This window comes from Bacteroides faecis MAJ27 (assembly GCF_900106755.1).
Lineage (GTDB): Bacteria > Bacteroidota > Bacteroidia > Bacteroidales > Bacteroidaceae > Bacteroides > Bacteroides faecis.
The window spans coordinates 202,372-214,586 of record NZ_FNNN01000004.1; the positions used below are offsets into that span (position 1 = coordinate 202,372).

10 protein-coding genes are annotated in these 12,215 nt (G+C 46.4%); 4 read left to right on the top strand and 6 right to left on the bottom strand.

The window, feature by feature from the left end:
• Nucleotides 1-92: 92 nt before the first annotated feature.
• From BLW31_RS24370 to msrC, 4 genes are read left to right on the top strand one after another with little or no spacing between them, the layout of a single operon-like run.
• Entirely contained in the window at nucleotides 93-269 is a 177-nt protein-coding gene (locus BLW31_RS24370) for a hypothetical protein (RefSeq protein WP_010539021.1), read from the top strand.
• Nucleotides 270-277: 8 nt separating this feature from the next.
• Nucleotides 278-697, top strand: a complete 420-nt coding sequence (locus BLW31_RS05355; protein WP_010539022.1) for a hypothetical protein — start codon at nucleotides 278-280, stop codon at nucleotides 695-697.
• Nucleotides 698-727: 30 nt separating this feature from the next.
• Nucleotides 728-5,758, top strand: coding sequence for a DUF4132 domain-containing protein (locus tag BLW31_RS05360; RefSeq protein WP_010539023.1), 5,031 nt, complete (start codon nucleotides 728-730; stop codon nucleotides 5,756-5,758).
• A gap of 7 nt (nucleotides 5,759-5,765) precedes the next feature.
• Nucleotides 5,766-6,236, top strand: coding sequence for a free L-methionine (R)-S-oxide reductase MsrC (msrC, locus tag BLW31_RS05365; RefSeq protein ID WP_010539024.1), 471 nt, complete (start codon nucleotides 5,766-5,768; stop codon nucleotides 6,234-6,236).
• Between the two features lie 110 nt (nucleotides 6,237-6,346).
• On the opposite strand, the gene BLW31_RS05370 is transcribed toward msrC, so the two are convergent.
• From BLW31_RS05370 to BLW31_RS05395, 6 genes are all read right to left on the bottom strand, one after another.
• A complete protein-coding gene (locus BLW31_RS05370; protein WP_010539025.1) occupies nucleotides 6,347-6,661 on the bottom strand; it encodes a chaperone modulator CbpM in 315 nt (104 codons plus the stop codon).
• Nucleotides 6,662-6,675: 14 nt separating this feature from the next.
• Entirely contained in the window at nucleotides 6,676-7,641 is a 966-nt protein-coding gene (locus tag BLW31_RS05375) for a DnaJ C-terminal domain-containing protein (RefSeq protein WP_010539026.1), read from the bottom strand.
• A gap of 157 nt (nucleotides 7,642-7,798) precedes the next feature.
• Nucleotides 7,799-9,502, bottom strand: a complete 1,704-nt coding sequence (locus tag BLW31_RS05380; protein WP_010539027.1) for a phosphoethanolamine transferase family protein — start codon at nucleotides 9,500-9,502, stop codon at nucleotides 7,799-7,801.
• On the bottom strand, nucleotides 9,489-10,682 hold the full coding sequence (locus tag BLW31_RS05385; protein ID WP_032837195.1) for a BamA/TamA family outer membrane protein: 1,194 nt from the start codon (nucleotides 10,680-10,682) through the stop codon (nucleotides 9,489-9,491). Before BLW31_RS05385 ends, BLW31_RS05380 begins: the two co-directional genes overlap by 14 nt.
• Before the next feature lie 90 nt (nucleotides 10,683-10,772).
• Nucleotides 10,773-11,786: a threonine aldolase family protein gene (locus tag BLW31_RS05390; protein ID WP_010539029.1), complete on the bottom strand. Its 1,014-nt coding sequence runs from the start codon at nucleotides 11,784-11,786 to the stop codon at nucleotides 10,773-10,775.
• Nucleotides 11,787-11,838: 52 nt separating this feature from the next.
• Nucleotides 11,839-12,213 (bottom strand): hypothetical protein, encoded by a 375-nt coding sequence (locus tag BLW31_RS05395; RefSeq protein ID WP_010539030.1) that lies wholly within the window; start codon nucleotides 12,211-12,213, stop codon nucleotides 11,839-11,841.
• Between the last annotated feature and the right edge of the window lie 2 nt (nucleotides 12,214-12,215).

The window sequence follows — 12,215 nt, forward strand, 5'->3', positions numbered from 1 at the left end:
CCCCTCCCATTTCACTCCTTTTTCATTATTATTCAGTACTTTTGTACAAAAAGAGAGTAATAGCAATCTACAACTTATTAAAAGAGGGAAATATGACGTTTAGACTCAGACCTTTACACGAGGATAAGCTACATTTTGCAGATTTATCAAATACACAAATTCTGATACTGGCACTCGAAGCGTCTCAGAAAATTAAATGGAATATCGAAGAGATCACTCTTCGTGAAGTCCGTTTTTATGCTCCGATGGGAACTCAACTTGATAAATAAGAATAAGTATGAAAGCATATATACAAGTGAAACAATTAGGAAAAAGGAAATGCAGCATCGAAAAGATGCCGGTCGATTTCCCCGTTGCTCCTGCCAGTGTACAGGAGCTGATTGAAGCGGTTGTCAGCTGGCAAGTAAGCGAATACAACGAACGCCTGCTACAAAGTGAAATGCTGAAATACCTCACCCGCGAAGAGATGGAGGACAAGGCCGCCGCCGGCAAAGTAGACTTTGGAGCCAACTATAACGGCAAGCCGGCTGCAGAAGCCGAAGCCATCATCAATGCTCTGCAATCTTATGAAGACGGAATCTTCCGCATCTTTCTGAATGATGCGGAACTCGGAGAGTTATCCTCCCCCATCCAACTGAAAGAAGAATCTACACTTACCTTTATCCGGCTGGCAATGCTGTCAGGAAGACTTTGGTAACTGAAATAAAAACTCTAAAAGCTTAAAGTCATGAGAATTACTTACAACGACAAATTGAACAAGCTGCTAAACCCCTATTTGGAGAGTTTACTAAAGGAAAAAACAAGTCTGGAGCCGGAAACGCTTACCCTGTTCGACATGTTCATGGAAGATTTGGATATGGGAGGCCGATATGGTATATTCAGTGAGATACTGGAACCCCGTCTGGAAGAAATCATCCGGGAAGAAAACATCGAAAGCATTGCCAACCTGATGGACGGCAAGCTGCACAAACTGTTCCACTATATGCTGGGCGACGAATTTGCCACTTTGTTCCGTACTTATCTGCAACTCGAAGCACGCTGCCCGCATACCATCGGATACGACCGCCGCGCCCAGCGCTCCACTCATCCGTCCAACCATCTGGACCACGCCAGAGACGCATGGCTCCAGTTTCTGAAGTTGCGTGCCACCGGATTCTCGGTAGAGGCCATCTTAAAAGGAGGAAATACACCGGAAGATATAGAAGAATTCAGTGGCTATATGAACTCTTCCTACTGGCTGGCTGCCCAAATAGCACAAGGTAACGAAACTGTTATCGAATACCTGCATCAAGTACTGACCAGCGAAAACAACGCTAACCGCCTGCAACGCTGGTATCTCCACGCCATCGCCATCAGCGGACACCGTCCGTTGCTGGAATTGGAAGGCAAACTGCTGCTGGCTGCCAAACTACAGGAAGGACTGCGCCAAGCCATCGTAGAAACGATGGACGAAGGATGCCCCGAAAGTTACCTCTACCTGTTCTCCATTATCTATCACAATGGGCTGCAACGTTTTGCCTCCGTCAAACGAAGCATCGCCGTATGCACCGGAATCGGTGAACAGGACAGCAGCGAACGGATCACCAACAAGTATGTAGATCTGATCTGGAATTTCCTGAATCATCCCGAAGCTGCCCGCAACACCCTGCAAAGCAAAGATACAGTCGAACTTTATCTGGCTTTGTGGAGCATCGGATTCTATGATACTGATGAGATAAGAGTCATCGTGCCGGATATCATCAGAAAAGGTGCCAAGCATCAGATACAGACGTTATTGTACTTCCTGCGCTGTACGCAATCATCTCAAATGAATCATCTGATCAGCAAAGACGCATTCGAAGTGTGGCACGACGACCCAAAAGTCGTGGCGGCCATCCTTCCTCTTTATATGGACGGTCTTTATCTGAGCCGGTATAGCGATAATAAGGAGACTCCCGCACTCAGCGATTATTTTGAAACACCGGAAGAGGCTGTCCGCCAATACGAATACCTGAAACAAGTCTATCAGTCCATTTCTGCCAAGGAGACTTATTCACCCTACGTATTTCCCTGGGACAGCATCATACTTACCCGTTCGGACGTAGTTCTCAAAATGGCGTACATCGCATGGATGACCAACGATGCCCGGCTGAGGGAGGAACTTTGCGAGTATCTTCCCGCACTAGAGTCTTACAGCCGTGCCAGCTATATCGGAATCGTTATGGCCCATACCGAAAGCAAAGTGGAACAGGAATATGTGCTGCAATCGCTCGGTGACCGCTCGACAGACATACGGGACGAGGCATACAAGGTATTGTCCGAAATGTCCCTGTCCCCCGAACAATATCAGAGTATAGAAGAACTGCTCCGTTTCAAATATAGTGAGATGCGCATCAATGCCATCAACCTGCTGATGAAACAGCCGAAAGAACAACTGACCGGCAGTATCCGCCGATTGCTGAGCAACAAGAATGCCGAACGTCGCCTGGCAGGACTGGATATGATGAAGACCATCCGTAACGTAGATTTCCTAAAGGAGAGTTATCGGGAACTGCTGTCCACAGTCAGAGAGATTCAGAAGCCGAATGCCAAGGAGAAGATTCTGATCGAATCGCTCATCGGAGACGGCACGGAACAGAGTACGACAAGTAACTATACCCGAGAGAATGGCTTCGGGTTATACGATCCCGCGTTTGAGGTCAACCTGCCCGCTATTACTCCCGATGCCGGATTCAACGTTAAGAAAGCATTTGAGTTTATCCGTCTGGGAAAAGCCAAGGCAATCTTCGACAAGCTGAACAAATATATCGAAAAACATAAAGAAGACGAATTCACTGATAAATACGGCGAGGTACGTCTGGTGGGCAACAGTGTGTTACTGAACTGGTACAAGCACTACGACGGACTGAGCGAACTCGGACTCCCGGAGCTCTGGCAGGATTTCTACCAACAGGAAATCGGAAGTTACGACAAGTTGCTGATGATGAAATTCATGCTGGCATCTACCGGCGCTCCTAATGAAATAGAAGACGACGAGGACGATGAATTTGACGAAGAAGAGCAGGAAGACAAAGAAGCGGCTATCCAATCGCTCAACACGTTCGAACCGCTTATCAATAAGATGTATGCAGGCTTCACTTACCGCGGGTTACAAAAGTCACTCCGCAAGCTGACTTATTACACACAGATAGAGGATATTATCGACGGACTGGCACATGAGTACAGAAATGAAGCAACCTATCAGCAGTTCTCCGTCAATATGCTTTTACAGTTGCTGCCCCTGCTCAATGCGAAGAATATCTTCCGTCAATACACCAATAAGCATACATGGCTCAGAGACAAACAAGAATACGGAGCAAGGGAGATCGTTTATCCGATACATAACAACAAGTTCGTACGCTTCTGGCTTGATGCGCCTCAGCATCCCATCAATGATGCGCTCTTCACCCGTTATTTCACCGTACGCTACCAGCTCTACAAGCTCACCAATTACATGGAACATACTCCCGAACTGGAAGAGACCGAAGTCTACCTGCAAAGTATGGACTTTGCCCACGCATGGATGTTAGGGCTCATTCCTGCCGAAGAAATATACAGGGAACTGATGGGACGTATCAATTCCCCCACACGCATCAAAGATGTGACTACGGCATTGGACGACCGTTGTCATCCTCTCTTCCATTCGCTGACACAGAAGGTAGTGAACCGGATTCTGGAAATAGAGCTGCAACGGGGAGACTCCGAAACCCAAGTCACCCGCCTGGCTGAAGAACTGCACCGTGTCTACGGAGCGGAAACACTGATCCGCATCCTGCAAGCGTTCGGCAAAGACACTTTCATCCGCGACAGTTACAACTGGCGCAACACCAAACGGGGAGTATTGAGCAGTCTGCTCCATGCCTGTTATCCATCTCCGGACGATGACAGTGATACACTGAAGGAGCTGGCCCGCCAAGCCGACATCAGCCATATACGACTGGTGGAAGCTGCCATGTTCGCCCCGCAATGGCTGGAACTCACCGAAAAAGCGACCGGATGGAAAGGGCTGGAAAGTGCCGCCTACTACTTCCATGCCCATACCAGCGAGTGTTTCGACGATAAGAAGAAAGCGATCATCGCCCGCTACACCCCGATTGATATAGAAGACCTTCAGGAAGGTGCTTTTGACATCAGCTGGTTCAAGGAGGCTTATAAGACCATCGGCAAGGAACGTTTTGAGGTAGTATACAATGCTGCCAAGTATATTTCGTTAAGCAATACTCATACCCGTGCCCGTAAATTTGCCGATGCCGTCAACGGTAAGACGAAAGCGGCAGATGCAAAAAAAGAAATCATAGCGAAGCGAAATAAAGACCTGCTGATGAGCTACGGGCTGATCCCGTTGGGACGGAAAGCGGATAAAGAATTGCTCGAACGTTATCAGTTCCTGCAAAAGTTCCTGAAAGAAAGCAAGGAATTCGGCGCACAAAGGCAGGAAAGCGAAAAGAAAGCAGTCGCTATCGCCCTGCAAAACCTGGCACGCAACTCCGGTTACGGAGATGTCACCCGCCTGACATGGAGCATGGAGACGGAACTGGTCAAAGAAATCATCCCTTACCTGACCCCTAAAGAAATAGAGGGCGTGGAAGTATACGTGCAGGTCAACAATGAGGGCAAACCGGAAATCAAACAACTAAGAGCCGGAAAAGAACTGAACAGCCTGCCTCCCAAACTGAAAAAGCATCCATACGTGGAAGAACTGAAAGCGGTACACAAAAAACTGAAAGACCAGCACGCCCGTTCGCGTATCATGCTCGAACAGGCAATGGAAGACTGTACCCGTTTTGAAGAAAGCGAATTGCGTAAACTGATGAAGAACCCGGTGATCTGGCCGTTACTGAAAAATCTGGTCTTCACCAGCAATGGCAGGACTGGTTTCTATACTGACGGATTATTGATTACAGCCGACAACATGTGTCTTCCGCTGACTCCGAAAGATGAGTTGCGCATTGCTCACCCCACAGACTTGCATGCAAGCGGCAACTGGCATGCCTATCAGAAATTCCTGTTCGACAAATCCATCCGCCAGCCTTTCAAGCAGGTATTCCGCGAATTGTATCTTCCCACCCCGGAAGAGGAAGATGCTACGCAATCCCGCCGGTATGCCGGAAATCAGATTCAGCCGCAGAAAACGGTTGCCGTACTGAAAGGACGCCGCTGGGTAGCCGACTACGAGGACGGGCTTCAGAAGATATATTATAAAGAGAACATTATCGCCACCATCTATGCGATGGCGGACTGGTTCTCTCCTGCCGACATCGAAGCTCCCACACTGGAATTTGTCTGCTTCCACAACCGTCAGGATTATAAGCCGATGAAGATTTCGGAGATTCCGCCCGTGATCTTCTCCGAAGTGATGAGAGACGTGGATCTTGCTGTCAGTGTGGCACATGCCGGAAGTGTAGATCCGGAAACCAGTCATTCTACAATTGAGATGCGCCGTGCATTGGTGGAACTCACGCTGCCTTTGTTCCATTTCAACAACGTGAAGGTAAAAGGAAACTTTGCATACATCGAAGGCAAGTTGGGCAAATACAACATTCATCTGGGCAGCGGTGTTATTCATAAAGAAGGCGGCGCACAAATAGCCGTTCTTCCGGTACACTCGCAAAGTCGCGGACGACTGTTCCTGCCTTTTGTAGATGAAGACCCGAAAACTGCGGAGATACTGACGAAAATCATTTTCTTCGCAGAAGATGACAAGATAAAAGACCCTGGTATCTTAAACCAAATCAAATAGAAAAGAAATGGCAGAAAATTTACTGATCCACACAGGCAGCAAGGAAGAGAAATATCGTGAGCTGCTTCCACAGCTACAAGCATTGGTAAGTTCAGAAACGAATCTTATCGCTAACTTGGCGAATATAGCTGCCGCACTGAAGCAGACTTTCCACTTTTTCTGGGTGGGCTTTTATCTGGTGGAAGGCGACGAACTTGTATTAGCACCGTTTCAAGGGCCTATCGCCTGCACACGCATTCGTTTCGGCAGAGGAGTTTGCGGTACGGCATGGAAGGAGGCGCAGACGCTGATTGTTCCTGATGTAGAGCAGTTTCCCGGCCATATAGCTTGCAGTTCCAACTCCAAGTCGGAAATAGTAGTGCCTGTTATAAAAGAGGGAAATGTCATCGGAGTGCTGGACATCGACAGCGATACGCTGAATAGCTTTGATGAAACGGATGCACGCTATCTGAGAGAAATCTGTACGTACATCGGATAGCTTTCTTTGTACTGTAACCGTCCTAATAAAACAGAGGCTCCGTTCATATGAATCAGAGCCTCTGTTTACTATAAATAGAGCCTCCGTTTGCACCAAACAGAGGCTTCATTTTACCAGTCTGCTTCTTCTATTTCTTTTTCCCGAAACAGCATGAGTTGTTTGCGGAGAGAAGCAATTTCACGCCTCATCCCTTCCATCCTTTCCAGCATATGATGAATGGCGTCGATGCCTTCCATATTAATGGATAAGTCATAGTACATCCGGCTATAACGTTCCACATTCGGAAGTTCGGAGACAAGCAGATAATGCTCGCCGGCTTCGGTACGTACAGTTATCAAACCACCTTCTTCCAGCATCTCAATGAATGAAGGTTCAATATGACATTTGTGACAGTATTCACTGACAATAATTAATTCGGTCTGCATAGTGCTCATTCATTTTAGTTCATACTCTGTAATTGACGGAACAACTCCTTCTGCGCTTCTGTCAGATTCGTCGGAATCTTGACGGAATAGGTCACTATCAAGTCACCGGATTGTCCTTCCTTCTTATAAACCGGGAATCCCTTACCTTTCAGACGTACTTTCGTACCGTTCTGAGTCTCCGGCTTAATCTTCAGCTTCACTTTACCGTCCAGCGTGTCAACCACTTTTTCACCACCTAATACAGCAGTATAGAGGTCTACTTCCACATCTACGTACAAATCATCACCCAAGCGTTTGAACACAGGGTCTTCGGCAATGACGAACGTGATGTACAGGTCACCTGCCGGGCCTCCGTTCACCCCTTCGGCTCCGTAGCCTTTCAGTTTAATCACCTGTCCGTCGGCCACACCTGCCGGAATGGTAATACGTACTTGTTTACCATTAACGGTCAATATCTGTTTATGCGTCTGAGCAGCATCACGAAGGGAAAGATGAAGTTCAGCATTAAAGTCCTGTCCACGGAATCCGGCAGAGCCTTGTCCCCTGCCCCGATGTCCGAACATCGATTCGAAGAAATCAGAGAAACCACCGGCATTGCCTCCGGAGAACCCTTCACCACCGTCGGACGAATACCAATATGTTCCGTTGCCATCAGAGAATCCCTGACCTGCACCACCGAATCCTCCGAATCCGCCGGCACCGCCATAGCCACCTGCTTGTTGCTGTGCTCTTTTCTGAGCTTCGAACTCATCAGCATGTTTCCAGTGCTCCCCGTATTCGTCATACTTCTTACGTTTCTCGGGGTCACTCAATACTTCATTGGCTTCATTTATCTCCTGAAACTTGTCCTTTGCACTCGGGTCATTAGGGTTCAGGTCAGGATGATACTTACGGGCCAACTTACGAAAAGCCTTTTTTATATCATCCTGAGAAGCACTTTTGTCAACTCCAAGAATCTTATAATAATCTATATAGGCCATGTTTTATGAATTTAATCGTTCATACTTCTATATCGCAAATAACACGCCAATCCTGCTTTTGGATAAAAGAATTAACAAGGATTAATGAATAAGTATTAGGTATTACACCGTAGCTGTATAGGCAGAGCTACACGACGCTACGATCAATACCTGATACCTAATACTTAAATCCTGTTGCTTTCAGCATCTGGAAGTCCGGCTTTCTCATTCCCAGATCATCTAACGGACGGGGTTCATTATGGTCATTCAGATATACTCTCGGCTTCATGGTGTAAAGAGGGCTGACCACAGAGTATGCGTCGTTGCGATAAGAGGTTTCCACTCCCCCCAGTTCCAGCATGGTAGGAAAGAACGAACAGCTGGAAGATATATTTTTATCCTTATTCTCCACCATTGCTTTCCAATGTTCCGGATACGTTTCCCGATAGATGTCGGACATCCATATCAGGAAAGGGACATGGAGTTGATAATAAGAAGGAACCGGAGAAGCATGAAGAAACAGATGACGCGAATCATCAAAAATATCTTCTCCGTGATCAGAGGTGTAGAGCATGGCAGCATCCACCTGCTGCTCTTCAAGCATATGAATCAGACGTGCCAGGAAACCATCCGTATAACGGATAGTGTTATCGTAAGCATTCACCAGATTATCACGATACTTTACTTCTGCTTCTACCGGATAGTCAGGCAGGAAGAAGGCATCTTCCGACGGATAACGTTCGCGGTAATTGAAATGAGAACCGTATGTATGAAGCACGATAAACTGTTTCCGGTTCCCTTTCGCCAATTCTTTTTCTACCAGTTTCAGCAGTTCATCGTCGGAAGGATTGTATGCCGCATCCGGCGAGTCTTCTTTTATAAAATCAAATGTGTCGGCTTCCATCCCGAAGAAATCGATGAAAGAATGATTATAACGCTGATTGGAAAAAAAGGCCGTCCGGTAACCAGCTTCGCTAAAGGCTGTGATGATTCCTTTCTGATAGTAAATGGAATCGAAGTTACAGGCGGTAATACCGGACATCAGCATGGGTACGCTTTTGTGGGTGGTATTGGATTCTGTCAGAACTTTCGGGAAAGCAACGATTCCCGGTTGACGGGACAACAGTGGATTTGTCTCACGTTCATATCCGTATAGTTGCCAGTTCAATGCGCGGGATGTTTCTCCTACTACCATTACGTACACTTCGCGCTTATCCGCCGGATGAGTGGCTTTAGCATGAAAAGTGAATTCTTTCGAGGTGTGGTGGTAATTTTGTGTCAATGCTGTCCGTTGAAAAGCAAGTCCCACGTTATAGCATACATTGAAAGGGTACAGGTCCGATTTCAGTTCATACCGGGAGTCTTCCCAATAAGCACCGGCAAGAGTCAGAAGGGAGATTCCCAGCAGCACAAAAGCTCTTTTCCGTTCTCTGCGGATAAATTCCACAGAAAGCCGGCGCTTGCGGAGAATAGAAATCATACCCAATATGAGAGCAGGGATATATAGCAGGACTACAGTGACGATAGCCGGCAATAAGTTGTCCAGCAATTCCATCGCTTCACTCGAATTGGTCGTTACCAAATTCAGAAACATATCTACAGCGATGATGGACTGTCCGAACAGATAAAGCAGCACGATCTGGAAGGCTCCGAAAAACAGGAACACGAACAGAATCCAAAGCATCTTACCACAGTTGCGGGACAAAGTCATCAACAGATAGTAACAGGCAAAAGGCAACAACACATTGCATACTTTCGCCATTAGCGGCAAAGGTTCTGTAAAACACAGAACGATGTTGGGCATTATCAGAACAATCAGGAACAAATAGAACAAGTGTTCCTGATTTTCAAACCATTTCTTTATGTTCTTAAAAAGCTTCATTGATATTAAATATAAATCCGGTCTGGTGCTTGCCAAACCCTAAATCCAAACGTACATTTACTCTCTTCTTAAATTCCCAGCGGTAGCCGAAACCGTAATTGGGAAGAATATGTTTCGGCGTAAAATTGGAGAAGCGCGGAAATACAGTTCCCGCTCCTGCCCATACGGCAACTCCATTCCGCTTCCAGACATGCTGACGGAGTTCTATCTGTGCATCCATTGCACACTTGTCGCGATAGCGCCCTTCATAATAACCACGCATCGAGTAAGAACTTCCGAGTGTTGCCATCAATCCCCACGGAGGATTGCCATAATTCAGCAAAGTGTGAAACTGCCCTGCCAATACCCCGCCTTTCCATACCGAATGGTAATAGCTGGTCGTCAGTTCCGTACTGCTGAAAGCATATTTATTGCCAAGAAAAGCCGGACTAAATCGTTGGTCGATCCGCAGATAATATCCCCGATAGGCATTTGTCAGAAAATCACGGGAATCATAAAGGAGGGAAAGCCCGAGACTCGTATTGGTAGTCCGTGCCGACATGCCTTCCCAAAGCTCCGGTTTCTCAAGGTCACGTCCGTCTATATAATCGAACACAGCCGTTGGCCCGATATAGAAACTCTTCGCTACACGGAACATGAAGTCTACTTTCACCTGTGCCTGAAAGCGTTTATAGTCACTTTCATTATCAGAGTTCGCTCCATTATCATATCCCCTTCCCCAATAAAGGCTGGGGAAAGAATAAAAATAAAGGTTATAATTCAAGCGGTATTTTTCTTGTGGGAACAGGTGATTGCCTCTTACACCCAACAGGTAGAATCCAACAGTAGAGACATCTCCATAAAGAGAAACATTCGAAGGAGGAAGAATCGTATCATTGCGGTCTGTGCGATACAGACCTGCTGCCACCAATCCAAGCCCAAACTTTGTGTCACTGGAATAATGAGGACCACCAATGACACTGAAATCGAATTTTTTATTTTTCTTTTCCTTATTGGCGTCATTAAAGTAGTCGAGAAACTTCTTGAAAAAGCTACGCTTTGCCTGGAGTGAGTCCGACGTTACTATAGAGACAGAATCTACCGGCAAATCTTTGCCCATAGAGTCAGTCTGCGCATGTATAGTAGTTCGTGTCAACAACAATAGCGCCAATAATATTAGTCCGTTTCGTCTAGTATCCATCATAATAAGAAAAAATATGGGGACAAAGTTAGTCCCAAACTTCTTATTACAACAGTATTATAGGCGCTTTTGTTGTTCCATTCTTCTCTTTTAACGTCTCAAAAGTCGAATAAATTGATTTACATCCTCTTCCGTAGTATCAAAAGAAGTCACCAGACGGATCTCATTATTCGCTTCATTCCAGAAATAGAAAAAATAAGATTCCAGCATCCGGTCGATAGTCGGGCGGGGCATGGTCAGAAACAACTGGTTGCTCTCCGGCTTTTGAGTGAAGGTAACTTCCGGCAGTTCCTTCAGTGCCTGATAAAGCTTGCCTGCCATCTTATTGGCATGAGCGGCATTCTTCAGCCACAAATCATCGGTCAGATAGGCAGTAAACTGACAGGAAAGATAACGCATCTTAGAAGCCAACTGGGCAGATTGCTTTCGGACAAAGCGGGCTTCTCTTTGCAGATCTTTATTAAATATAATCACACATTCTCCCATCATCAGCCCATTTTTAGTTCCACCGAAACTTAGGATGTCTACACCACAGTCTACAGTCAGCTCTTTAAGGGAAAGACGGAGAGCGGCACAGGCATTGGCTATTCTTGCTCCGTCCATGTGGACATACATACCGTTCAGATGGGCAAAGTCAGTCAGGCGTTTCAGCTCTTCGGGAGTATAAATCGTTCCGAGTTCGGTACATTGGGAAAGGTAAAGCGCTCTGGGTTGCGAATGGTGCTGGTCGCCAAAGCCATGCAGATAAGGTTGCATTAATTCGGGAGTCAGCTTACCATCGGCTGTGGCAATGGGACGAATCTGGCAACCGGTCATCTTAACGGGAGAACCGCATTCGTCTACATAAATATGGGCAGTTTCCGCACAGAAAATAGAATGATACGGACGGGTCATCACTTGCAACGCCACCACATTACTGCCCGTACCATTGAATACAAACAGAGGTACACAGTCCGGGGTAAAAGTTTCTTTTATCTTAGCTACGGCTTCTTCCGTCCATTGATCATCACCATAACCTAACGCATGATCCGCGTTCGCCCGGCTCAATGCTTCCATCACCAATGGATGCACACCGGAATTATTGTCAGAGGCAAAACTTCTCATTATTTCTTCTTGTTTCTTCGCAATGCTTTAATTGTTATGCAAAGTAACAGAATTATTTCCAGATATACTTCTTATGCAGCCAATAATCTAACGCGAGCAAGACCAACGCCAACAAAGCAATATATACATAGAATGCAAACAAAGAAGAATCCTGCCGGAGATTCATTTTCGGCATAATACCGGCAAAACTGAAGTCGAGATAAAAAGTAAGTACGTAGATACCAAGTCCCACCAACGCCAGAACGGATACCAGCAAAGCCACCCACCCTATGCTCGTTTTCCGTTTCGTCTGCTTCTCGGCTTCCAGATGAATACGCTCCATCATCCGATACGAAAAATTGGAAGACAGTTGTTCCGTTTGCCTCCGTTCCAATGCTTGTTTCAGCATATTGCCCGTATTCTCTTTTATCTTTCTTTCCTCTTCCATAT